We start from the raw sequence: 25,089 nt of genomic DNA, 5'->3' as shown, positions 1-25,089 counted from the left end.
TCTTAATTATTTAAAGTGTTTTGAAATGTCATTGTTGCTTTCTGAAATTCTTCTATTTTATTTTCCAAGAAACTTAAATTCTCCTCAGAAATATATTTTTTACTATTTGCAAGTATAAGTTGTGTTTGTAACTCGAATGATGAACCAAGTGAAATATCTAAAAAATGACTAAATGATTTATTTGTTCTACTTGAACCCTCAGCAATATTTGATGGAATTGAAATAGCACACCTATTCATTTGAGAAATTAATCCAAACTTTTCATCATTAGGAAAGTTTGAAACTAAATCAAATGTGTTTCTTGCTAATTCCATTGCCATCTGCCAAATTTTCAATTTTTTAAAATTATGTCTTTTAAAATCATTCATTCCAATTGTCTTTTATCTATCGGTCTATCATCTATTTTCAAATAATTAACTTTCATCGTTACTCTGTGATTGACGAATTCGTTTTAGATTCTTCAGATTTAATTTTTTGTAATTCAACAGTAGCTTCATCAACTACATCTTGAAACTCTTTGAAGTTTTTTATAACTGCATCCAAAATAACCGTAGCTTGATAACTATCGTCCATCTTATAAAAATTATTTGCCATTATAATTAATCCTTTCGAACCAAAATATTTGTAACCCGAATAATCTTTGGCTAATTTTTGAACCGTTTTATTAGAATCTTCATATTTCCCATCTTTGTTTTTGAAGAAAGCGTCATAGTATAATGCTTCTGCTGCTAATTCTCCTTTTGCGATAGTCAATAATTTGGCGTAAGCAGTTCTAGCCTTGGCTTCGTCATTGGCTTTAACGGCAGAACGAGCAACGATGATTTGCGCATCACTTTTCACATTATTATCAGTCTTTGGATTTTCTAAAACTTTGTCGGCATAAATCACTGCATTTGGATAATCTTTTTGTTCAAAATAAGCACGCATCAAATTGGCTTGTGCAAATGTTTTGTTTTGAGGAAAATCAGCTTCAGTTTCTAATCGTTTTAAAACAGGAATAGCTTTAGCAAAATCATCTTTCTTTAAATGAATTTCACACAAACGAGCCAATGATTGTTCGGTAAACTCATTTCTTGGTTTACTGACAACAAAATCATAATGAGCAACAGCATTATTAGGCAAACCATCTGTAAAATAAGATTGCGCTAAATAGAAATTGGCTTTTAAAGAATGAATACCATTTGGAAATTTAGAAACATAACCACTTAAACTTGTGATAGCTTGTTTGGTATTATTTTGTAAAAATTGTTTTTCTGCCGATTCATAAGTATCATTATCCAACTCAGCATCAGAAACTTCGACAAAATCTAGTGTTCTAACCCATGATGCATATTCATCTACTTTTCCGTTATCCATATAAATTAATCTGGCAGTTGAAACAGCTTCTAATGCTTCTGGACTTCTTGGATATTCTGCTGCAACTTTCTTGAATTTTGCCAAAGCTGATTCGTCTTTTTGTCCATTGTAATATACTAAACCTTGACGCAAAATAGCTTTTGAAGCAAAAGAACCATTTTTAAATTCTGCTAATAATTGATCATACGTTTTAACAGCTAAATCTGTTTTATTTTCAGTAACATAAGTATTTCCTAGTTCGAACAAAGCATCATCACGGTATTGAGACGATTTGAAATTTTGTAAATACTTATTGAAATCGTCAATTTTTTTATCATTTTTCCCAACAAATCCGTAACTAATTGCTTTTTGGAATGCCGCATAATCTGCATCGATACTTTTCATTTCGATTACTTTATTATATGCATCCATTGCTGGCCAGTATTTTGAAGTTACAAAACGGCAATCACCTAATCGTAAATACGAGTCATTTAGTCTAACCTTATCGTCTTTGACAGCCTCAATCTGCTTTTGAAAAAAATCGCCTGCTTGATCGTATTCTTTTTGTTTGAAATGTGCGTAAGCAATATTGTAATTGATGTTTTTATATTCCGGAGTTGATTTTGATTCGGGCGCATTTTCAAATTGTTTAAAACTCAATAAAGCATCGCCAAAACTATCTAAAACATATTCGGTTTCACCTTTCCAAAAAGTAGCTCTAGCTGTAAATTTGGCGTTTCTAGGTGTAGCAATTGATTTTTTAAACATCTTCATTGCTTCTTGATAATTGCCATCAGTGTATAATTCAATTCCACGATAAAACGTTACTTTTTGATAAGCTGGTTTGTTCTCGGCAGAATTATTTTTTTCAAGCAAAGCCAATGCTGCTGAATAATTTTTCGATGTGATATACGAATTAATTAACAACGTTTCAATCTCAAGTTTATTGGGAGTATTTGGGTATTTGTTCAGAAAAGAAGACAAAACATCAGGAACACTTTGATATGAATTTCCTATTTCATAGCTCAATTTAGCATAATTCAAATGAGCATCTTCCTGAATTTTTGCATCAAAATTCATTTCAGAAGCATTTTTGAACGCATTCAGCGCTTGTTGTTTTTTATCAGTTTTAAGATAACTTTCTCCTAAATGATAATAACCATTTTGTGCCACAGAGTCATTTCCTCCAATAATTTTATTGAACTGTGAAATGGCATTTTCGTAATCTTTTTGCTGATAATACGTGTAACCCAATTGATAAAAATCGGTGTTATTCCATTTTCCTTTCTTTCCTTTATATTCTTTTAGATAAGGCAATGCTTTGTCGTATTGTTTTAAATTAAAGTAACTTTCACCAATAATTTTATTCAATTCTGATTTTTCTAAAGCATTTGACTTGGGCAAAGCTGCAATTCCTAATTCGATAGCTTTTTGAAAATTACCTAACTTAAAATTCATATCTGCTTGAAAATAAGACAGTTTTTCTTTGTATTTTTCTTCGCCTGAAACCTGGTCAAAATATTTGGTAGCTTCTTCATAATTATCATTTTCATAATTCATAAATCCTAAATAGTACTTGGCTTGTGAACCATATTCTTTAGAATTTGCTACTTTATTGAAATATGTTGTGGCTTCTTTTTTGTTTTTTGCCGTAAAATAAGCGTAACCTTTTTGAAAATTGAATTTTTCTTCCTCTTCATAAGTTAATGAAGATTCGTCTACTTTATCAAAATATTCCATCGCCTGAGGATATTTTCCTTGCTCAAAATAATATTGTGCTACTTCTTTGAAAGCTTGATTTTGTTTTGAACTTGTTGGATAATCCGCTACGAATTTCTCCATCATTTCATCAGCATTGGATTGATTTAATCGAATAGCACAAGTTGCAATATAGTAGGAACAGTCGGCTTTAACGTCTTGTTGATTGTTCTCTTGCTTTACACGTTCAAAAAGAATTTGAGCGGATTGATATTGCTTATCTTTAAATAGCAAAATGGCTTTGTCAAGCTCTGATAATTGATTGGTATAAATGGCAGATTGTTGCGCATTAACGTTCACTATTCCGATGATGGAAACGAGAAGAAATACTATTATTTTCTTTTGCATTATATTAAATTTACTTTGTTCAAAAATATCACTCTAATACTATAAACGTAAAAATAACTCGTTTTATTATAAACATTCTTTTGAACAATTTATTTATTAACTAAATGCGAATAAAATATCAGTTTTAAATTGGAAAATGAGGTTTGATAATTAAAAAATATCTTTAATTTTACCCAATAAACAAAATACCATGTCAGAAACCGTTTTATCTTTAAAAAATGTAACCATTTATCAAAGCAACAAAGTCATTTTGTCGCAAGTAAACCTTGAAGTAAAACATGGTGAATTCCTCTATGTTATTGGAAAAACTGGAACTGGTAAAAGTAGTTTTATGAAAACTTTGTATGGTGATTTGCCACTTACGCAAGGTGAAGGAGCTATTGTTGGGTTTAATTTAGTCAAATTAAGCGAAGATGAAATTCCTTTTTTGAGAAGAAAAATTGGAATTGTTTTTCAAGATTTTCAATTATTGCCAGACAGAAGTGTTTTTGAAAATATGTTGTTCGTTTTGAAAGCAACAGGTTGGAAAGATGCAAACGACATGAAGTCTAAAATAGACAGTGTTTTAGAAAGTGTCGGAATGCTAAGTTTTGCTTCCAAAATGCCACACCAACTTTCTGGTGGAGAACAACAACGAGTTGCTATTGCTAGAGCTTTGCTCAATGATCCAGAAGTAATTTTAGCCGATGAACCAACTGGAAATCTTGATCCACAAACAAGTGTTGAAGTAATGAATGTTTTGAAAAAAATTAACGACAGCGGACGAACTATCATCATGGCAACCCACGATTATGCTTTGATTATGAAATTCCCTTCGAAAACATTGAAATGTGAAGACAATACTATTTTTGAAGTGGTTCAAAAAACGGTTTAATTTTAAATCTTTATTTATTTTTTTTATAAACGTGAGGATTTTCTTTTATTCCTTTTTTAAAGAATTTTCTAATCGTCATTCGCAACCATGTATCTGTTCTTAAAAGAAAATCACTTAGTCTATTCTCAGGTCTTCCACGAAAAGAAGTAACATGAAAAGTATCCGTTTCTAACATTGGTGTTTTTGAAAAATAATAGTTAGAAACACATCTTCTGTAACCATCATAAACTACGGGCGAAACTGAATGCAATGAATTATTATGCGTTGCCATCACGGCCAAACGATTAAATTTACTATGAATAGTGATTTGTTTCTCTTTTAAACCATTAGGCCAAAGTTCAAGATTTCCACCATAGCTTTCTTCCCAATTAGGAGTAACATAAAACAGTAAATTCAATATCCGCCAACGGTTTCTATCCTTATCGTGAGAGTTATCAAGATGCGGATTTAAAAATTGGTTTTTTCCCATCATTGAAATTCCACCAGCATAAAGAAACTCATCTGGAATAACTTCATCAATTTCACAAATTTCGCCAATTAAATCAACTACCTTTTTTTCTTGAAAAGCATAAATAATTTCTTCAATTAAAGGATGATATAAATTCATTTGAGCCGATACAAATTTTCTTTCTCGTAAATTTTTCTTTAAAGTCATTTCATCCGATTTTGGAAAAACTTCATGAATTTGATTTGAAATAAACTCAGGCAACAAATCATCAATAAAAAAATAACCTATTTGATTTTTTGAATTCAAAAACTGTATTTGCAATTGCTCCTTTTGACTTGAAATTTTCTCCACAATCAAATCAGCTAATTTTGTTCTATCATATTTCATAACCAATAATTTTTTCGATTTTTTTGGCATTATCAATATCACTCAAAACACTTTCTAAAACTAGATTTCTCCTCTCACTTTCTTGAAATGACTTTAGTTTAAGCTGGTTTATTTTAGAAATAAATTCTTCTTTTGAATTGGCTAATTCACATAAATTTAAAACTTGTTCATCATCAACCATATTATGATTAATTAAACAAAATCTACTCTTAAAAAGAGCATTAATAACTTTCAATTTTGTTCCTGACTTTTGAAAAGAAAGCATCACATTTATATGTGCGTTTAGAAACAAATTATTGAGTTGTGCATCATTTTGAAGTTCAAAAAAAGTAACATTCGATTGGTTTTTTGATTTTTTTTCAACCAACTTCTTTCCGTTTGAGGAAGCAATAATCAGTTGATAATCTGGAATATTTTTAAAAACCTTAATCAAGAATTTTGCTGCTTTTTTGTTATCAGCAAGACGTAAATCACCATGATATAAAGCATATTTGCCAAATCCATCTATGTTTTTTATTGAATTTCCATGAAAAACAGGAATGTAACTTACGCTGTCTGTCATTGATTTTACAATGTCATTTTCAAAACACGAAAGAGAAAAAGTATGATCAAAATTGGGAATAGTTTTTTGATATTCAATAAATTTTTTTGAAGCAAAATGATAGGCTATTTTCTTGAAGTAATTGGTCTCATTTTTACTCATTCCTGCATAGAAATTAGACTCTATGTTATGCAGTCGTAAAAACTTTTTATTAGCTAAATTTGTCTTCTGAAGAATCATTGTTGTATGCAATCCTTCAAAAAGAATTGGTGCATCAATAGTAGCAATATTTCGAGTTAACTCATCACGAAAACGGCAAACTACTGGAAAAGGGAATTTAGAAAAAAGAAAAAAAGGGTTTCTATTTTTTTTATACAAAAAAACGCGCTGAGTTATAGCTTTTAACTCATCCGAAACCACATTTCTATCTTGATAAAAACAATGCAAATAAATAGTAAAACCTATTTCATGCAAAGCCTTTACTTTAAAAAAAACATCAATCACACCACCAAAATCTGGCGGAAATGGATTGTCAAAACTGATAATATGAATAGGTTTTTTGAGCATGAATTTGAACAAAAATAACATATTTTTGATGTTCTAACTAAATTAAATTACATTTGAAATAAATAAAAAAATATGCTTAAAAATTTATTAATAAATTTTCTAAAGAAAAGATTTTATAAAATTAAGCTTTACAGACAATTATCACCTTCTACTCAAATTCAGCAAGTAAAGTTGTTTCACTATTATATTGATTGTCTTCGCTCAAATAATTTACCCAATTTTAATGCTACTGGTTTTAAAGTTTTCTCACAATTTGAAGAAGATGGTAAACTATTGTATATTTTTTCTATTCTAGGAATGGGAAAAAAAACTTTTGTTGATTTAGGTTCAAATGATTGCGTAAATAGTAATTGTGCCAATTTAGCAGTTCATTTTAATTGGAAAGGATTGTTTGTTGATGGTGATAAAAATTTAATCGAAATTGGTAAAAGGTTCTACAAAAAGACACCAAATTTTTGGAGTTATAAACCAAAATTTGTTCATGCTTTTTTAACTAAAAAGAATGTGAATAATATTATTCAGTCTGAAGGTTTTGAAGGTGAAATTGAGTTGCTTTCCATTGATATCGACGGAAATGATTATTGGATTTGGGAATCGCTAGAAATTATTCAACCAAAAGTTGTGATTATTGAATGTCAGTTGGCTTTTGGATTAGAAGAAAAAGTAATTCCTTATCGAGAAGATTTTAGAGAAGATGTTAGAAATTCCGATAATTATGGTGCTTCCGCATTAGAATTACAAAAATTAGGAAAGCAAAAAGGTTATCGACTAGTTGGAGCAAACGAATATGGTAATAATTTATTTTTTATAAAAAATGGTTTAGCAGAAGTTCAACTGCCAGAAGTAAGTGTTCAAAGTCTATTACAACATCCTTTTGCAACAGAAAAATATTCAAAATAATTATTCTTTAAAGTTCAAAAACAAATCATTCCACTGCTCCATAATTTCATCCAGTTGATACTTGCTTTTTATCTGCTTTGCATCAGATCCAATTTTAATCCGCAAGTCTTTATTTTCAATCAATTCAATCAATTGCTTGGCAAAAGCAAAATAATCGTCATCTTCAATTAAAAAACCATTTTCTTTGTTTTTAATTAAAGCTCTTGGTCCAACAGGACAATCGAATGCAACAACAGGTAAACCACAACTCATAGCTTCTAAAATTACCATTGGAAAAGATTCTGACCTTGAAGTCATTGCATAAATAGAAGCTTTATTATACTTTTCTTCAATATTTTTTGTTGGCGACAAAAACTTAACTGAATTTACAATTCCCAGTTCTATCGATAGTTTTTCAAAATCTATGCTAGTAGTAGTTTTGCCATAAATTTCAAGTGTCCAATCAGGATGTTTTTCGATTACTAGTTTCCAAATTTTCAATAATCTATCAATACCTTTTTCAAAAGAATATCTTGCTGCAGCTATGACGACTTTTTTATCCAATGCTGATGATGAAAACTCATTTTTCCAAAGTGGATTAGGAATAACTATTCCATTTTTAACATCCCATTCCAAAAGTGCTTGGTCAGAAAGCGCAACGAATTGATTGAATTTTTTTGCACTGTGATTGCGGAAATAGTATTTAAAATTGTGTACTATGTTATTTAGAAAATGCTTTTTATAGTTAACTGGCTCATTAAATCTAGATGCATGTGCTTCAAAAATTACTGGTTTAGAAGTTTTGATTATATATGGAAACAAAAACGCTTTATAACCAAAATCACAAAGAACAATAATATCTGGATTAACTGTTTTTACTATTGCTTCCACTTGTTTTTTATATTGCAATAAAAAGGAAATTGGATTACCTTTTAAAGTTATATCATGCAAATGAAGTTTTGGACTAAATTCAAAGAAAGGTTTAGAATGTCCATCATTTTGAGTTATTAGGTGAATCGTATGATTGAATTTCTCTGCTAAATAATTTAACTTAATTGATAGAATTCGGGCAACTCCACCTTCGTTGTTAATTTTTGGAGTTATGTATAAAATCCTCATTTTGAATTGGCTAAGAATTCATCAAAATCTCTGATGTAATCTTCTTCTTTAAAAACATCAGAAGCAAGAACTAAACAAACGGAACCTGAAGAAAAGTTTTCTAACTCACGCCAAGTATTTTCTTTAATTAATAAACCCTTGTCAGGTTTATTTAATGTTACTGTTTTTGTTTCATTTCCATCATGTAAAACGACATCAAAACTACCTGAAAGCGCAATCAAAAACTCAAGTTGTTCAATATGAGAATGTCCACCACGACTTGCTGTGCTTGGAATATCATACAAATAGTAAACTCGCTGAACCTTAAATGGAATTACGTCGTTTTCTATAACTGCTATATTTCCTCTGATGTCTTCAATTTTTGGAATGGTGATAATTTCTATATCCATGATTTTTTATTTAATCTTTAGTAAATCCAACCATTTTTTTCCGATATAATCTATTTCGAATTTACTAATACTCTTTTTTGCATTGGATTTAAAATGTAAATATAAGTCATAATTTGAAATTAGTCTTTCCATAGCAAATTTCAAATGTTCCCAATTTTGATTTTCTACTAAAATACCATTATCTTTAGTGATGATTTCACTTGGACCAGAATCGCAATCAAAGGCAATAACTGGTGTTTCGCAAGCCAACGATTCAATAAGCACATTTGGCATTCCTTCATTTTCACTACACAAAACTAAAAACTTAGCTTTACTAATAAATTGGAATGGATTTTCTTGATAGCCTAGTAAATGTACTTTGTCTGAAACTGAAAATTCATTAATTGATTTTTCTAAAAAATTTCTATCTCCATCACCTAATATCACCAAATGAATATTTTTTTTGGGCAAGTCAGATTTTGAATACGTTGCAATTAATTTATCAAACTGTTTTATTGGGCTTACATATTGTCCAACTGCAATTATAAACTTAAAATCTAAATCAATTGGAGAGACTTTAAGCAAATCAATCTCTTCTGAATTCACTGGATTAGCAATTATTATCACATTTTTTAGCTGATGCTTTTCATTAATTAGCTTAGTCATCTTTTCCGTTAGCGAAACAACGGCTAATGAATTATCGTAAATCCTATTTGTTAGCCAAGTATTATTAGGCATATAATGATCAATCAAATAACTATGAACCGTAAAAATGACTTTAGTATTATAAATAAATCTAGAAATAATTAGCTCTTGAATAGGTTTTGTTCTAAACCTAAAGTCTATGATATAATCAAAATTGTTTTGATTTAAATAGCTTCGCAATGCCTTTAATCGTTTGAATTTATTAAAAAATCCATTCGTTTCATCTTTCAATAAGCCAAGATTTACAAGCTTTCCAGAATACGGATAGGAAACTTCATCGATGACAATAATATTATGAATTTCAATATTGTTTTGTTCAAAAAAAATGCTCAATCTAGCCATAACTCTATCGCTTCCGCCTGAACTTAGACGATAACCAATTAATGCTATTTTATATTTTTTTTCTTGTATCAAAAGTAGGTTTCAAATTATTGGCTAATATAAATCGAATAAATAGTATATTTTTACATCAAAACAAATTTAAGAATTAAATCATGTAATAAACTTCAAAAAAATTACATGAAAAAAGAATTAAAATGAGCCAAAATCCTCTTGTTACTGTAATTTGTCTTTGCTACAATCATGCCGATTATGTAGTTGAAAGTTTAAATTCAGTAATAAATCAAGATTATAAAAATATAGAGTTGATAATCATGGATGATTGTAGTAAAGATGATTCGGTTATAATTATTGAAAGCTGGCTAAAAAATCATCCGGAAATACAATTTATCAAGAATTCTGCTAATAAAGGAAACACAAAAACGTTCAATATTGGATTACAACATGCTAAAGGCGATTTTATCGTTGATTTTGCTGCTGATGATGTGTTGAAAAAAGACTGTATATCGAAACAAATTCATCGATTTCAAACAACTTCATTTGAAAACGTCGGTCTTGTTTATGGAAATTGTGCTCTTATTGATGAAAAAGGAAATTTTTTAGAAGCATATTTTGAAACCAATTCAAATGGAAAAGTAGTTTCAAAAAGAGTGAGCGGAAATGAATATCTTAGAATTCTTGCTGGAGGAAAAGATGCTATTTGTAGTGTAAGCTCTTTGATTAGAAAAGAAGTTTTTGAAAAACTCAATGGTTATGATGAAACCTTGGCTTATGAAGATTTGGACTTTTGGATTAGAGCATCACGAGTGTATAATTTCGATTTTATCGATGAAATCATTATTGAAAAAAGAGTGTTAAAAAACTCAATGGGAAGTAATTTTCATAAAAAAAACAACGCACTTACCTACTCAACTTATAAAATCCTAAAAAAAGCACTTTTACTAAATAAAACCAGAGATGAGGATTTAGCACTGCAAAAACGAATTCATTACGAAATAATAACTACTTTCCAAAGTGGAAGTTATGGTTTGTGTTTGAAAAACATTGGATTAAGAATTCAGATTGGTTTTAGAAAATGGTTTTATAAAAATTAGTTTTTAGCATATTTATTTTTGATGAATAAATGAACAGGATGTTCAAAAAATTTATAAAACAAAAACGCTATACAATTCAAAACTATGAAATGAAAAAATAGATTGGTCGTTACTTTATTTAACAAAGCAACAAAAACTCCCATATGTATTAAATAAAAAACATAAGAACTCTTACCTAATTTGACCATCACACTGTTGCTTAAAAATCTTGAGAAAATAGTTTTTTCTCTAATTAACCCGAGAAAAAGCGTGGTAATACCTAGCAGTGGTAATATTAAATTATTAACTGTAATTGCAATTTGCCCTTCATAATTTTTTTTATTTATATCAAAAATTGTCAAAAGATATAAGCTAACAATTATAAAAAATAATCCTAGATGAGTAAAGTATTTAAATTTCAATTGTTTTTTATTTTTTAAAAAAAATATAGCTAATCCAATTCCGCAAAAAAACTCGGTTGCTCTACCAAAAAAAGTGTAATTTAACACAAAGAAAAAATCATTCATAAAACCCAGTGGCGCTTTATCGAATAGAAAACTACTTGCTAACCAACTTATGACGAGAAATCCAATAGGCAATATGAATAACCAAATTTTAGATTTTTTAATTAATAAAAACATAATTGGAGCTAACAAGTAAAATACTTCCTCGACAGTTAATGACCAACTTTGAGCTATTCCAGTAAATTTCAAATCATTAAAAAAACCTTTTAAAAAAGTAATATTGAATAAATAATCTCTAAAATCAATATTTATTCCTTTTGAAAAATAGAAATAGTGATAAAAAAATGTCAAAGTAGTTAATAAAAAAAAGACTGGATATATTCGAGCAAATCGTTTTATAAAATACTCTTTAAAATTTATTTTTTTTTCATAATAATTATAGCAAATCAAAAAACCACTCAGTACGAAAAAAATAGTAACACCAATATGAAACTGATTGATAAAAGAATGAAACCTTTCGCCAAATACTTCTTTTGAAAAAGGATTAAAATGATGAATAAAAACCATGTAAGCAGCAATAGCTCTCACTCCTGTTAATGCTGGTAAACTTGGTTTATTTTCCAAAATCTGTTTTTAAAAACTTACTCTTTGTAAAAGTATCATTTTATCTTTAAGAAAAATGATTAAACTAAACTCTTTCTAAAATAGATCACTAAAATAATAAGATAACATAAAAAAGTTAAAGAATGAGCCATCACTACACCTTCAATTCCATAATGATTTATAAAAATTAAACTTAAAATATAAGTTAATCCTAAAGAAAAAAGCTCTGTCAAAACATAAACTAGCGTATTCTTTTTGGCCAATAAATTAAAAGCTAAAATCCAAGAAGTGATTTTTAAAACATCACCAATTAATTGCCAAAAAAACAAAGATGTTACTGGCAAAAATTCTTCTGTAAACAATATCTTGACTAAATAAAATCTAAGAAAATAAATAATAATCAATCCAATAACAAAAATGGGAAGTATCGATTTATAAAAACTTAAAAAAATTAATTTAGTTTCATGATTATTTTTAGCTAATGATAGTTTTGGTAAAAAGTATATAGATAAAATTGTAGTAGCAAAAAGTAAATAATAAGATGATATTCTCGTAATTGCTTCCCAATATCCAGCTTCTTGTAATCCTACTGTTTGTATGACATAATTTCTAACCGCCAAAAAAACAATTGGTCCAACAACAGATGAAACAAAAGCCATTAATGAAAATGAAGATAAATAGTGAATTATTTTGAAATCTAATTTTTTAAAGTCTAGTGATTGAAAAAAATTAATTTCTTTATTAATTTGGTAATATGTTACAAAAAACAAAACGGAAGGTGCAACTATAATTGATAATAATGCGCCAAGAGTTTGAAATTTTATAATCAATAAAACAGATGTAATCAGTCCTATAAAATTAGCAATAATGTTGATGTAAATTACTTTTTTATATTTACCTAAACCATTTATAAATGATAGAAAAAATATAGAACTTGCATACCAAGGAAGCAATAATGCTAAACATTTAAATACAATTGAATACTCGTAATGGTTTCCAAATATTTGAAAATTCCAATAATCTGAAAATAAAAAAAGTATAAAAGATAAAAAAATTGAAACTGAAAATAAAACAGAAAAAACAACAGAAAAAATAGCTTTAACTTTTTGTTTATCTTCTTTATTATCAGAAACATATTTTACAATTCCGTTTTGAAATCCAAGAGTGACAATGCTTTCTACTGAGTTAGTAAAATTCCGAAGATTACCAACCAAAGCCATTCCTGATGGACCAACATAAATAGCAATAATTTTTGAAGTTATAAAGCCAATACAAATTTTTAATAATACACTCACTCCATTTAAAGAGGTTATTTTAAAAATTTCGGTTGATGCTATTTTTTTTAAAATTTTCAATTAATATCTATTTAAAACCTCAATAACCTTACTAACTTCATCATCAGTCAAAACAGGACTAATTGGTAAACTCAACACTTCCCGATGGATTTTTTCTGTAATTGGAAAAGATAAATTATTCCATTCAGCGAGAGCATTTTGCTTATGCGGTGGAATCGGATAATGTATAAGAGTTTCAATGCTATTTTCTTTTAAATACTCATGCAAATGTTCTCTATTTTCAGTTCTAACCACAAATAAGTGAAATACATGTTTTGCAAAGTCGCCACAAAATGGTAAAACAATTTTATCATTCTTTATTTCAGAAATATATCGTTTCGCGATTTGTCTTCTTCTATTATTTTCAGTTTCTAGATTAGGTAATTTTACATTCAAAAAAGCCGCTTGCAATTCGTCTAATCTAGAATTAACCCCAATAATTTCATTGTAATATTTTTTCTCCGAACCATAATTACGCATAGCAAAAAGTACTTCGGCTAAAGTATCATCATCAGTTGTAATTGCACCTGCATCGCCTAATGAACCTAAATTTTTTCCTGGATAAAAACTAAACGCTTTGGTGTTATTTCCTCTAAATGTCAAACCTTGCGCTTGTGCTGCATCTTCAACTAGCAATAAATTGTGCTCCTTTCCAATCGCATTAAGTTTATCCATATCAGCTAATTGTCCATACAAATGAACAACTAAGATTCCTTTGGTTTTATTTGTAATTTTTTCTACAATTAAATCCGGATCAATGTTATAGGTTTTACTATCTGGTTCCACCAAAACTGGAATTAAATCTGCCTGAAGAATAGCCAAAATACTAGCAATATAAGTATTTGCAGGAACTATAATTTCGTCACCTTTCTTCAAAATTCCGAGTTGGATATAAGCTCTAAAAATCAAAACCATCGCATCCAAACCGTTTCCAACTCCGATACAATGTTTCATTCCACAATAGTTAGCAAAACTTTTTTCAAACATTTTGACTTCCTCTCCAAGAATAAACCATCCTTTATCTATAACCTCTTGCATTTTATGATGCAGTGCTTCTTGATAAGGCAAATTAATTTTATGTAAATCGAGGAATTTTATCATAACAATAACTCATAGAAATTTTGTTCAAAAACGCTGCAACCTAATTCTTTTTTCTGATTGAATAATCCAATATTATACCCTAATTCACTATCGTCATCTACTGTTCCCATATCAAAAAAATCAAATTCATCTTTGAACTCATTGATTAAATTGAGATAAAGAAAGTCTAAAGCTCTGTACTTTTGACCGTTTTCAGTCGTAGCTCCATATTGAGATTTAATTATTTTTTTTGTTTTAAAAATAGTAATTCCAGCCAAAACTTCATCGTCTAGATAAACATTATACTGATAAATATTTTCAGGGAATTTAGCTTTTAATTTTGCTATTTCATCTATTGAATGCACCGGTTTTGAACTAAATTTTTGATCTAATCTTGGAATTAAAACTTCTTTCCAAAAAACACTTAAATCGTCTTCTTTTTTAATTTCTAAACCAATTGTATTTATTCTTTTAAAATGCTTCAACTTACTTTTTGAAACTCTAAAATTTGATTTAAAATCAATAGCCAAATTCATTTTTTTTGAACTTATTATCGCTCCATTATCTAGTAAAAATGAACTTATTTCTTTATAACCATCATCACAATATATTGACACTATTTCTTTGATTTGTAAAACTTTAAAATTATTTTCTTTAAAAAAAGACAACACCTTTAAAATAACAGATTTAATCTCGGAAGAAGTTACATTATTTTCAAAAACAAAACCTCCAAAAGTCAATCCTTGATGAGAAAAAATCGTATCGTCTACTCTATTTGCTGGCAAAATGGAAATTAATTTTTCATCTTCAAAAACCAACAATGAATAATCTTCAAACCTATCCGAATGGTATTCCATAAAATCTCGATAAAATAGAAATGTAGCATTACTTGAACTGCTTACAAAAGCATTCCAAATCATAAAATATTCTGAATTATATCTCTTTATGGTATAGTTCTTCACTAGTGAATTTAAAACATTGGAAAATTAAACATTTATTCTATTATATCAGCTGAAGTTGTTAAAAATTCCCTTTTTAAAAATAAATTACTAACTTTAGAACGTTTATTAAAACGTTGTTGTGAAATTAAAACGCTATTTTATTCTTTTTATTGTTTTGATAAGTTATCAATCGAAACTATTTTGCCAAGATATCTCTTTATTTGAGCAATTTAACGGGCGTTATGATTTTACTTTTATCGGAAAATCAATGAATACCGAAGAGAATAACAATACCACAAACCTTGTAACAACGGCATCTTCCTCAACAAATCTGAATTTAAATAGTAATAACAGTATTGAAAAAGCTTATTTATATTGGGCTGGTAGTGGCGATGGTGATTTTGAAATTAAACTAAATGAAACTACCATAACTTCGGAACGACAATTTTTTTATTCAGGAAGTTTTAATGATTTGACACTTACCTTTTTTAGTGCTTTTGCAGACATAACCAACCTTGTTCAAACCACTGGAAATGGAACTTATACACTTTCTGAATTGGATATTTCTACTTTTGAAGAACTTCATAAAACTAGAAGAAGTAATTTTGCGGGTTGGGCAATTTTAATTATCTATAAAAATGACAGTTTACCGATTAACCAAATTAATGTTTATGATGGCCTAGAAGGTTTGATGGTAAATTTTGTAGGAGAAATTGATACCGTAACTATCAATCTCAATAATTTAAATGTATTAGATGATGTTGGTTCTAAAATAGGATTTTTAGCCTGGGAAGGCGATAATTTACTTGCTACTGATGAGTCGCTAAAAATTAATGGTGATGTGTTGAGCAACTCGCAAAATCCACCAACAAATGCTTTTAATAGCACAAACTCATTCTCTGGTGAAAATAATTTATTCAATATGGATTTGGATGTTTACGACATTCAAAATAACATTCAAGTTGGCGATAATGAAGCGATTATAGAAATAACAACAGGTCGCGATTTTGTGATGATCAACACTATTGTAACAAAACTCAGCAATCAATTACCAGATGGAACAATCACAATTGATACTATTAACAAAGAATGTAATTCAAGAGTTATAGTTGTTGATTATACTATTTACAATTTAAATTGTACAAATGTATTACCATCTGGAACACCAATTGCGATTTACATTAATGATGAATTTTTTGAATATTTAGAAACGACGCTTCCAATCCCAATTGACGGACAGTTTTCTGAACAAATTACACTAGTTATTCCAGCCGATTTTCCAAATAGTTTTGAATTAAAATTTGTGATTGATGATTTAGGAACTGGAACTGGAATTGTAAACGAATTGATAGAAGACAACAATAGTTTTACCACAACTTTTGACTTTTTTGTGCCAATAGAATTTAATCCTTTACAAGATTTACTTGGTTGTAATGAAGGATTAACTCAAGGCACTTTTGATTTTTCAACCTATGAAGAATTAGTCAAAACAAATCCTGATCATATGGTTCAATTTTTTGAAAGTCAAGAAGATGCGACGCTTCAAATTAATGAAATTTTGACAACTACAAGTTATGTTGCAAACACAACTCCAAAAGAAATTTTTGTTAGAATAAACGATGATTTTTGCTTCACTACAACTTCCTTTTTTTTGAAGACAAGAAATTGTCCACCAACAGTTTATAATTACATTTCAGCAAATAATGATACTGTTAATGATAGCTTTTTTATTGATGGTTTGCGAGATGTTTTCTTGGATTTTAAAATTGAAATTTACAACCGTTGGGGAAAATTAGTTTGGACAGGAAACCAAAACACCGAAGAATGGAATGGTTATATTCAAGACGGTTTTAGCACAAAAATTGCTCCTGATGGAACTTATTTCTATTTAATTTTTCTAAACGATATTGATTATCCTGAACCACTGAAAGGATATTTGTATATAAATCAATGACTACATATTCTGAGTATAATAATTGTAATCTTTCAAAATCGTTTGAATAAATTCTCTGGTATTTCCCATTTCGTTTTTAATGCCGGTAACTTCCTCAATTTTAGCCGTTAATTTATTTAAAACAACAAAATCAGACGTTTTTGCCGCAGTAGTAAATGTTTCTTTAATAATTCGAACATCATTATCCGAAAGCTTTATGACCAATGGAAATCTTGGCTGATAAACATCTTCAATTTCTTCTAAAATCGTACTGTTAATGGAAATTTTACTCTTCAAAGTAATCACAGCCGTTCCAGCCGAAATATCACCTAAACGTTGTGTGTTTTTATTCACAACCATTGCAATCAAACCAACAATTCCGCTACTAATCGAAATATCAATCACTCGAAATAACCATCGAATTAAATAATCCCCAAACGATGCTTGGTAACCATCCAATTTTACCACTCGAATTTTAACTAACTTTTTTCCAAAAGTTTGTCCTTCAAATAGTAGTTCCAAAACCAAAGAATAGATAACAACCGGCAAATAAAACAGCATAAAAATTGCTCTTTGCGACCAAATATCGAGTTGATTAATAATAAGATTGAGATTTAACAAATAAAAGAAAATGTAAAAAACTGTAATTCCGTATGCTATTTTTATCAGTAAATCAATTAGATACGCACCAATTCGTTCACCAACCGATGCAGCTGTAAAACTTATCGTAACATTTTGCGTTGTATTTATTGCTAGTTGTGACATAATTTTTATATTAGCAATCCATGAGAGAAGTTGCATTCATAAAACAAAATAAAGAAAAATGGCTTGATTTTGAGCAAGCAATTTTTGGTAAATCTATAAAAAATCCTGATGAAATGGCAAGTTTGTACATTCATTTGGTAAATGATTTGTCTTATGCGCAAACGTATTATCCAAAAAGTAAAACCGTAGTTTACCTAAACTATTTGGCTTCACAGATTTATCAAAAAATTTATAAAACCAAACGAGAAGAAAAAAATCGCTTCATTTATTTCTATAAAACCGAAGTTCCGTTGCTAGTTTATCAATACAAACGTTATTTATTATATGCTTTTGTTTTGTTTTTTGCTTGTGTTGGCATTGGTGTTGTCTCTGCAAAATATGATGACAACTTTGTTCGATTAATTCTTGGTGACTATTATGTCAACATGACTTTGGACAATATTAAAGACGGAAATCCAGTTGCAGTGTATAAGTCAGGAAGCAATTGGGGTGGATTTATCGCCATTACTTTAAACAATCTTTTCGTTGGTTTGAAATGCTATATCTATGGAATTTTTGGCGGAATTGGTACGTTTTGGGTATTAATTCAAAACTGTATTATGCTCGGTTCGTTCCAATATTTCTTCTATCAACAAGGTGTTTTTTGGGAAAGCGTTCAAGGCATTTGGATTCATGGTTCAATGGAAATTTTTGCAATGGTTGTCGAAGCAGGTTGTGGATTTATTCTTGGTGCTTCTATCCTATTTCCTAGAACTTTTTCGCGATTGAATTCCTTTAAAATTGGATTTAAAGACAGTTTAAAAATATTTCTCGGAACAGTTCCGTTTACTATTGCAGCCGGAATTCTAGAAGGTTTTGTAACACGTTATTCGCTTGAAATGCCGAATTGGTTGAATGTTTTCATCATTTTAATCACATTGTCTTTTATATCATTTTACTTTTTAATTTACCCAACCATTGTTCATAAAAAACTAAACAAATAACTATGTTTCAATTATTTAAAAATAGAGATTTCGGCGATTACATCAGTGATACATTTGGCTTTTTCAGACAAACTGGAAAGCATTTTATGAAAGTTTACTTCACCATCAATGGCATTCCGTTGATGATTATGATGGTGTTATCGTATTTTCTGTTTCAAGTTTATTTTGATTTTCTTAAAACTAGCATGAGCGGACAAGATTTTAGCGGTTTAGAAAACTCAATGACCGAAAATTTCCCGTTTATTATTCTTTTAGCACTATTCCTGTTTTTATTTTTAATTTTTATGTCGATGCTTAACTACACAATTCCAATTATTTACTTGGATTTATACGACAAGAAAAAAGGGAATAACTTTAGTGTTGGCGATGTGATTAGTGTTTTAAAATCTAATTTTGGCAGAATGCTTGTCTTTTTTATTGCATCCATTTTTGTCATTACTCCGATAGTTTTAATCGTTTTTGGATTATTATTTTTAATGATTTTCATAATCATTGGAATTCCACTACTGTTTTTTGCAATCCCAACAGTGTTTAGTTGGGTGACATTAAGTTATTACGAATACTTCAATTACAAAAAAGGTTATTTCGAAGCACTTGCAGATGGGTTTTCTAAAATGAAATCGCAATATTTTCCAATAGTCGGTTCCTTGATGGTTATTTATATTATTATACAAGTTACGTTGACGGTTTTCTCTATGGTTCCTTATTTCATTGGAATTGCTTCGATGTTTACGTCATTACAAGAAAATCCTGGAAGTACTGATGGATTGGCAACTTTTGGAATAATGATGTCAATTGTAATCGTAATTTCCATTTTGATGAGTTATATTTTGAATAATCTGATGCTAATTAACCAAGGCTTAGTTCATTATAGCCGAAGAGAAAACGACGAAAACATTAATGCTCAAGACTCAATCGATTTAATTGGACGTGAATAAATTGCTGCTTCTTTTTTGGTTGTTCTTTTCTGTTTCCGTTTGGTCGCAGGATTCTTTGGCTATAGCCAAAAAAGATTCTGTGGTTTTTACCGAAAAAGACATCATCGTTGATACCAATTCTGAAGTTTCACAACCCAAATTCGAAACCAATTTCAAAGAAAAATATAAGTCTTCCGAATTTCAATACGAAGCAAAAATCACAGAAAAATCGCTTTGGGATAAATTTAAAGAATGGTTGGCCTATTGGTTCAAAAAGATTTTTGGGCTTTCCAATATGAATGTTTCTGAAAAGTATGTAGAATATACGCTGAAAACATTGGCGGTTTTAATAGTTTGCTACGTTATTTATATGATAACCAAACTAATTTTAAACAAAGAAGGTCAATGGATTTTTGGAAAATCAACCACCAAAAAGATTTACACCGATGAAGAAATCGAAAAAAATCTTACGCGTATTGATTTTGAAAAACTAATCAAAGAAACATTAACCGACGGAAATCATCGTTTGGCAATTCGTTATTATTATTTGTTCGTTTTAAAACGGCTTTCCGAAAAAGAAATCATCGAATGGAACACCGAAAAAACCAATACCGATTATTTATACGAAATAAAATCAGCCGATTTAAAAACTGATTTTCAATACCTTTCTTATTTGTACAACTACATTTGGTATGGCGAATTTGAAATGACCGAAGACAGCTTTTTACAAGCCAAAAACGCATTTGAAAAAACCCTTCAATCACTGAAAAAATGAGTAGAACATTAAAAATATATGTTTTCTTTTTGCTGATATTGATTGTTGGCGTAATCTATATTGATGCCGTTCGACCAAAACCAATAGATTGGTCGCCGAGTTATTTGTTGAAAGATAAAATTCCGTTTGGACTGTATGTTTTTAACGAAGAATACAAAACACTATTAAAAGACCGCAAGGTCGAAAAAATTAGCCAAACATTTTACGAAGCTTTTGAACCTAATTATTATGACGATGATACCTTAAATGTTTATGATAAAAGAGGAACAGTTCTCAATATTTGTGACGAATATGTAATTGATGAACAATCAACTCAAGAAATTTTAACCTATGTCGCCGAAGGAAATAATGCGTTTTTAAGTGTTGAAAAATTGCCTCAAACGCTAATCGACACTTTAAAATTAAGTTTAGATTTTAAATCCAATTTCGACTTAAAAAACAAAACAGAATGTTGGTTTGTAAACACGAATTTGGGTAACCAGAAATACAATTTAGCTAAAGGAGCAAACAGTTATCATTTCTCAAAAATCGACACACTTAAAACTTCGGTTTTGGGTTATCAAGGAAGTGAAAAAGAGAAACAAATCAACTTTATCAAAACACCTTTTGGTAACGGATTTTTCTACATTCATTTGCAACCTGTTGGGTTTACCAATTATCATTTATTAAAAGACAACAATGCGGAATATGCCGAAAAAGTATTGTCCTATTTACCAAAAGATGACATCTATTGGTTAGTCAAAGACCAATCGAGTTTGGTACAATCCTATTCGCCAATGCGTTATATTTTGAGCCAACCAGCGTTAAAATGGGCTTGGTATATTTTCTTAATTGGAATAGTAATTTTCATGATTTTCAACGCTAAAAGAAGACAGCGCGTTATTCCAATCATAAAACCATTGCCCAATACAACTGTTGATTTTACCAAAACCATTGGTAATTTGTATTATCAAGAAGGAAATCATCAAAACATAATTGACAAAAAAATTATTTATTTCCTCGAAAGAGTTCGAAACGAATATTTGATGGATACATCAAATTTGGATGAAAATTTCATTAAAAAATTACAATTAAAAACAGGTAAAGACCTAAAAGATATTGAACACTTGGTATATTTGATAAATTATCAGCGACGAAGCTACAATCAAAGTATCGAAAGTGATTTAATCGAAATCAATAATGCAATAGAAAAAATTATCAACTAATGGAAAATATTGAAAACATAGAAAATATCGAAAGTAACGAAAATTTAAATTTTCAATCTCGACTAAACCTTGAACCGCTTCGCGAAAGTATTGACAAAATAAAAGCCGAAATGGAAACCGTAATCGTTGGTCAACACAAAATGATTGACCAATTGTTAGTGGCAATTTTAGCCAATGGACACGTTTTAATTGAAGGCGTTCCAGGTGTTGCAAAAACCATGACTTCAAAGATTATTGCCAAAACACTTTCGGTTGGTTTTAGTCGCATTCAATTCACGCCCGATTTGATGCCTTCGGATATTTTGGGAACTTCGGTTTTCGACTTAAAAAAATCAGAATTTGAATTCAAAAAAGGACCAATTTTTTCCAATTTAATTCTAATTGACGAAATCAATCGTGCGCCAGCAAAAACACAAGCTGCGTTGTTTGAAGTAATGGAAGAACGCCAAATCACTATCGATGGACATTCATTTCAATTGGACAAACCGTTTATCGTTTTGGCTACGCAAAATCCAATCGAACAAGAAGGAACGTATCGTTTACCAGAAGCACAATTGGATCGTTTTATTTTCAAAATCAACATTGATTATCCAAAGTTAGACGAGGAAATCAGTATCATTCAACGAGAGCATAATCTTCAAAATACTGGAAAATTAGAACACATCAAAGCCATTCTTTCTGCTTCGGATATTATGAATTATCAAGCGTTGGTAAAACAAATTATTGTGGAACCAAACCTGCTGGAATACATTGCAAAATTGGTTGTAAACACTCGTGAAAACGCGTTTTTATATCTTGGTGCATCGCCAAGAGCTTCGATTGCTATTTTGAATGCTGCCAAAGGTTTTGCTGCCATTCGCGGTCGTGATTTTGTTACACCAGAAGATATTAAAGAAGCGGCAATTCCAGTTTTACAACATAGAGTTATCGTAACTCCAGAACGCGAAATGGAAGGTTTAACCAGCGTTGAAATCATCAAACAAATTATAGAAAGTATTGAAATTCCGAGATAGTTAAAAAAGTTGTCGGTTATCAGTTGTCAGTTACCAAAAATAATATAACTGATAACCAACAACCGATAACTGAAAACCGACAACCGACAACAACAAAAATGAACTTTTTCAAAAAACTATATATCAACAACTTCTTTTTCTACTTGCTAATTGGCATTGTAGCTTTGTTTTGTTTGGCGTTTATGTTTCCATCGCTTTACAACGCAACTTGGTATATTTTGCTTGGAATAATGGTGTTTTTTGTATTGGATATTATCATTCTTTTCAGCTCCAAAAACGGAGTTGATGCCGATAGAACAATGCCCGAAAAATTATCGAATGGCGATGAAAATCCAATCGTTTTAACACTAAAAAACTTTTATACTTTCCCAATACAAGTCAAAATTATTGATGAAATTCCAGAACAGTTTCAAGAACGAAATTTTGAACTAAAACGCAAAGTAAAAACGGCTTCTCAAGACGAGTTTCAATACTATTTAAGACCAACACAACGTGGCGAATATCGTTTTGGAAGTTTGAATGTATATGTTTCCTCTCCTTTGAAATTGATTTCTAAACGCTATAAATTTTGTTCGGATGTAATGGTACCAACTTATCCATCGTATATTCAATTGAGAAAATACGATTTGATTGCGTTTTCGAATAATCTATTCCAATATGGTGTGAAAAAAATTCGTCGAATTGGTCACACTATGGAATTTGAACAAATCAAAGAATACGTTCCTGGCGATGACATCAGAACCTTGAATTGGAAAGCTACAGCCAAGAAAAATAGTTTGATGGTTAACCAGTTTCAAGACGAAAAATCACAGAATATTTATATGGTTATCGACAAAGGCAGAACAATGAAAATGCCTTTCAACGGGATGAGTTTGCTGGATTATGCCATCAATGCAACGCTGGTAATGTCGAATGTAATTTTGAAAAAACAAGACAAAGCTGGAATGTTTTCGTTTTCCAAAAAAGTGGATAATCGTGTCGTAGCCGAAAAACGAACGTCGCAAATGCAAAAAATTCTGGAAAATCTGTACAACGTAAAAACTGATTTTTTCGAAAGCGATTATTCCCGATTGTATGCAGATATTAAGAAAAACATCAACCAACGAAGTTTGATTATTTTATACACCAATTTTGAAACGCTGGATGGATTGCATCGTCAAATGCCTTATTTGAAAGGAATTGCCAAAAGTCATTTATTAGTAGTTGTCTTTTTTCAAAATACCGAATTGTATCAAATCACCAATAAAAAAACCGAAACAATCCAAGAAGTTTATGATAAAGTAATTGCTGAAAAATTCATTTTCGAGAAAAAACTCATCGTTACTGAACTCAAAAAATATGGTATTCATTCGGTGTTAACCCAACCGGAAAACTTAACTTTGGATACCATTAATAAGTATTTAGAGATTAAAGCAAGAGGAATTTTATAATAAAGTTGTCAGTTATCCGTTATCAGTTATCAAAAGTTTATTAAAATAATTGCAACCGAAAACAGACAACTGACAACTGGCATCTAAAAACAACTATTTTGAAACAAATCACTTCAGCACAAAATCCTTTCATAAAATCATTGGTTTTACTACAAGAAAAAGCCAAAGCTCGAAAGCAATCGGGAACATTTTTAATTGAAGGAATTCGTGAAATTGAGTTGGCTATCAAAGGAAATTATGACATTGAAACTATTTTAATTTGTTTTGAAGTCATCGAAAAATCTTTCAATCCTTCCATCTTTCAATCTTTAAATTCCATTGAAATCTCCAAAGAAGTCTATCAAAAACTCGCCTATCGCGATACAACCGAAGGAATTATTGCCGTTGCAAAAACCAAATCTCATCAACTTCTTGACTTACAACTTCCCGAAAATCCATTGATTTTAGTTATGGAAAGCATCGAAAAACCGGGAAATATAGGTGCAATGCTTCGAACATGCGATGCGGCAAAAGTTGATGCTGTGATTATAGCCAATCCAAAAACTGATTTGTATAATCCAAATATGGTTCGTTCCAGCGTTGGTTGTTTGTTCACCAATCAAATTGCAACCGCTTCTACCGAAGAAATCATTGCTTTTTTACAACAAAATAACATCAACTTTTATAGCGCAACGTTGCAAAATTCAACATCCTATCATACTCAAAACTTCACCAAACCAACGGCTTTAGTCGTTGGAACCGAAGCAACTGGACTAACTGAACCTTGGCGAGAAAAAGCTACCCAAAATATTATAATTCCAATGCAAGGCGAAATCGACAGTATGAACGTTTCGGTTGCTGCAGCTATTTTACTTTTTGAAGCAAAAAGACAACGGGATTTTAAGTAATTTAAAATTAGAAATTAA

Annotated in this window: 23 protein-coding genes; 11 read left to right on the top strand and 12 right to left on the bottom strand. The window is 29.9% G+C overall.

Annotated elements, in window-relative coordinates:
- Positions 1 to 2: 2 nt before the first annotated feature.
- Positions 3 to 368 (bottom strand): four helix bundle protein, encoded by a 366-nt coding sequence (locus BC748_RS02920; protein WP_133531961.1) that lies wholly within the window; start codon positions 366 to 368, stop codon positions 3 to 5.
- Positions 369 to 426: 58 nt separating this feature from the next.
- A complete protein-coding gene (locus BC748_RS02915) occupies positions 427 to 3,441 on the bottom strand; it encodes a tetratricopeptide repeat protein (protein ID WP_133531960.1) in 3,015 nt (1,004 codons plus the stop codon).
- A gap of 190 nt (positions 3,442 to 3,631) precedes the next feature.
- On the opposite strand from BC748_RS02915, the gene BC748_RS02910 reads away from it, so the two are divergent.
- On the top strand, positions 3,632 to 4,315 hold the full coding sequence (locus tag BC748_RS02910; RefSeq protein ID WP_133531959.1) for a cell division ATP-binding protein FtsE: 684 nt from the start codon (positions 3,632 to 3,634) through the stop codon (positions 4,313 to 4,315).
- Between the two features lie 10 nt (positions 4,316 to 4,325).
- Here the strand turns inward: BC748_RS02910 and BC748_RS02905 are convergent, their stop codons facing one another.
- Together BC748_RS02905 and BC748_RS02900 are read right to left on the bottom strand one after the other, a co-directional pair.
- Entirely contained in the window at positions 4,326 to 5,150 is an 825-nt protein-coding gene (locus BC748_RS02905; RefSeq protein WP_133531958.1) for a 2OG-Fe(II) oxygenase, read from the bottom strand.
- Positions 5,140 to 6,258 carry a glycosyltransferase family protein gene (locus tag BC748_RS02900; protein ID WP_133531957.1) on the bottom strand — a complete coding sequence of 373 codons (1,119 nt, stop codon included), beginning with the start codon at positions 6,256 to 6,258 and terminating at the stop codon, positions 5,140 to 5,142. Before BC748_RS02900 ends, BC748_RS02905 begins: the two co-directional genes overlap by 11 nt.
- A 72-nt stretch (positions 6,259 to 6,330) precedes the next feature.
- Here BC748_RS02900 and BC748_RS02895 point away from each other — a divergent pair, with 72 nt between their 5' ends.
- Positions 6,331 to 7,158: a hypothetical protein gene (locus tag BC748_RS02895; RefSeq protein WP_133531956.1), complete on the top strand. Its 828-nt coding sequence runs from the start codon at positions 6,331 to 6,333 to the stop codon at positions 7,156 to 7,158.
- On the opposite strand, the gene BC748_RS02890 is transcribed toward BC748_RS02895, so the two are convergent.
- The 3 genes from BC748_RS02890 to BC748_RS02880 are packed head-to-tail and all read right to left on the bottom strand — an operon-like array spanning position 7,159 to position 9,743.
- Complete coding sequence (locus BC748_RS02890) at positions 7,159 to 8,256, bottom strand: glycosyltransferase family 4 protein (RefSeq protein ID WP_133531955.1); 1,098 nt, start codon at positions 8,254 to 8,256, stop codon at positions 7,159 to 7,161.
- Positions 8,253 to 8,645: a sugar 3,4-ketoisomerase gene (locus tag BC748_RS02885; protein WP_133531954.1), complete on the bottom strand. Its 393-nt coding sequence runs from the start codon at positions 8,643 to 8,645 to the stop codon at positions 8,253 to 8,255. Before BC748_RS02885 ends, BC748_RS02890 begins: the two co-directional genes overlap by 4 nt.
- Before the next feature lie 6 nt (positions 8,646 to 8,651).
- Entirely contained in the window at positions 8,652 to 9,743 is a 1,092-nt protein-coding gene (locus BC748_RS02880) for a glycosyltransferase (protein ID WP_133531953.1), read from the bottom strand.
- A gap of 122 nt (positions 9,744 to 9,865) precedes the next feature.
- Here BC748_RS02880 and BC748_RS02875 point away from each other — a divergent pair, with 122 nt between their 5' ends.
- Positions 9,866 to 10,762 carry a glycosyltransferase family 2 protein gene (locus BC748_RS02875; protein ID WP_133531952.1) on the top strand — a complete coding sequence of 299 codons (897 nt, stop codon included), beginning with the start codon at positions 9,866 to 9,868 and terminating at the stop codon, positions 10,760 to 10,762.
- Here BC748_RS02875 and BC748_RS02870 read toward each other — a convergent pair.
- From BC748_RS02870 to BC748_RS02855, 4 genes are all read right to left on the bottom strand, one after another.
- Positions 10,759 to 11,793 carry an acyltransferase family protein gene (locus BC748_RS02870; protein WP_342772700.1) on the bottom strand — a complete coding sequence of 345 codons (1,035 nt, stop codon included), beginning with the start codon at positions 11,791 to 11,793 and terminating at the stop codon, positions 10,759 to 10,761. The genes BC748_RS02875 and BC748_RS02870 overlap by 4 nt on opposite strands.
- Before the next feature lie 95 nt (positions 11,794 to 11,888).
- The gene (locus BC748_RS02865) at positions 11,889 to 13,163 is read right to left on the bottom strand and encodes an O-antigen translocase (protein ID WP_133531950.1); all 1,275 of its coding nucleotides are present in this window, start codon (positions 13,161 to 13,163) and stop codon (positions 11,889 to 11,891) included.
- Entirely contained in the window at positions 13,164 to 14,243 is a 1,080-nt protein-coding gene (locus tag BC748_RS02860; protein WP_133531949.1) for a DegT/DnrJ/EryC1/StrS family aminotransferase, read from the bottom strand. It lies immediately after the preceding gene.
- Positions 14,240 to 15,184, bottom strand: coding sequence for a FemAB family protein (locus BC748_RS02855; protein ID WP_246013990.1), 945 nt, complete (start codon positions 15,182 to 15,184; stop codon positions 14,240 to 14,242). Before BC748_RS02855 ends, BC748_RS02860 begins: the two co-directional genes overlap by 4 nt.
- A 118-nt stretch (positions 15,185 to 15,302) precedes the next feature.
- Here BC748_RS02855 and BC748_RS02850 point away from each other — a divergent pair, with 118 nt between their 5' ends.
- The gene (locus BC748_RS02850) at positions 15,303 to 17,117 is read left to right on the top strand and encodes a T9SS type B sorting domain-containing protein (RefSeq protein ID WP_133531948.1); all 1,815 of its coding nucleotides are present in this window, start codon (positions 15,303 to 15,305) and stop codon (positions 17,115 to 17,117) included.
- On the opposite strand, the gene BC748_RS02845 is transcribed toward BC748_RS02850, so the two are convergent.
- Positions 17,118 to 17,861, bottom strand: a complete 744-nt coding sequence (locus BC748_RS02845; RefSeq protein WP_133531947.1) for an RDD family protein — start codon at positions 17,859 to 17,861, stop codon at positions 17,118 to 17,120. It abuts the gene before it with no gap.
- A 20-nt stretch (positions 17,862 to 17,881) separates the two neighbouring features.
- Here BC748_RS02845 and BC748_RS02840 point away from each other — a divergent pair, with 20 nt between their 5' ends.
- The 7 genes from BC748_RS02840 (at position 17,882) to BC748_RS02810 (ending at position 25,071) form a co-directional block, all read left to right on the top strand.
- Positions 17,882 to 18,844: a stage II sporulation protein M gene (locus tag BC748_RS02840; protein ID WP_133531946.1), complete on the top strand. Its 963-nt coding sequence runs from the start codon at positions 17,882 to 17,884 to the stop codon at positions 18,842 to 18,844.
- Between the two features lie 2 nt (positions 18,845 to 18,846).
- The gene (locus tag BC748_RS02835) at positions 18,847 to 19,782 is read left to right on the top strand and encodes a hypothetical protein (RefSeq protein WP_133531945.1); all 936 of its coding nucleotides are present in this window, start codon (positions 18,847 to 18,849) and stop codon (positions 19,780 to 19,782) included.
- Positions 19,775 to 20,536, top strand: coding sequence for a DUF4129 domain-containing protein (locus BC748_RS02830; protein WP_133532175.1), 762 nt, complete (start codon positions 19,775 to 19,777; stop codon positions 20,534 to 20,536). Before BC748_RS02835 ends, BC748_RS02830 begins: the two co-directional genes overlap by 8 nt.
- The gene (locus BC748_RS02825; protein ID WP_133531944.1) at positions 20,533 to 21,741 is read left to right on the top strand and encodes a DUF4350 domain-containing protein; all 1,209 of its coding nucleotides are present in this window, start codon (positions 20,533 to 20,535) and stop codon (positions 21,739 to 21,741) included. Before BC748_RS02830 ends, BC748_RS02825 begins: the two co-directional genes overlap by 4 nt.
- Positions 21,741 to 22,754: an AAA family ATPase gene (locus BC748_RS02820; protein WP_133531943.1), complete on the top strand. Its 1,014-nt coding sequence runs from the start codon at positions 21,741 to 21,743 to the stop codon at positions 22,752 to 22,754. Before BC748_RS02825 ends, BC748_RS02820 begins: the two co-directional genes overlap by 1 nt.
- A 98-nt stretch (positions 22,755 to 22,852) precedes the next feature.
- A complete protein-coding gene (locus BC748_RS02815; protein WP_133531942.1) occupies positions 22,853 to 24,184 on the top strand; it encodes a DUF58 domain-containing protein in 1,332 nt (443 codons plus the stop codon).
- Between the two features lie 98 nt (positions 24,185 to 24,282).
- The gene (locus BC748_RS02810) at positions 24,283 to 25,071 is read left to right on the top strand and encodes a TrmH family RNA methyltransferase (protein ID WP_133531941.1); all 789 of its coding nucleotides are present in this window, start codon (positions 24,283 to 24,285) and stop codon (positions 25,069 to 25,071) included.
- The last annotated feature ends 18 nt before the right edge of the window (positions 25,072 to 25,089 follow it).

It is taken from the genome of Flavobacterium dankookense, from assembly GCF_004362665.1.
In the GTDB taxonomy this organism is placed as follows: domain Bacteria; phylum Bacteroidota; class Bacteroidia; order Flavobacteriales; family Flavobacteriaceae; genus Flavobacterium; species Flavobacterium dankookense.
Note: the sequence above shows the minus strand (reverse complement) of the source record. Positions and strands in the feature narration are given on the sequence as shown.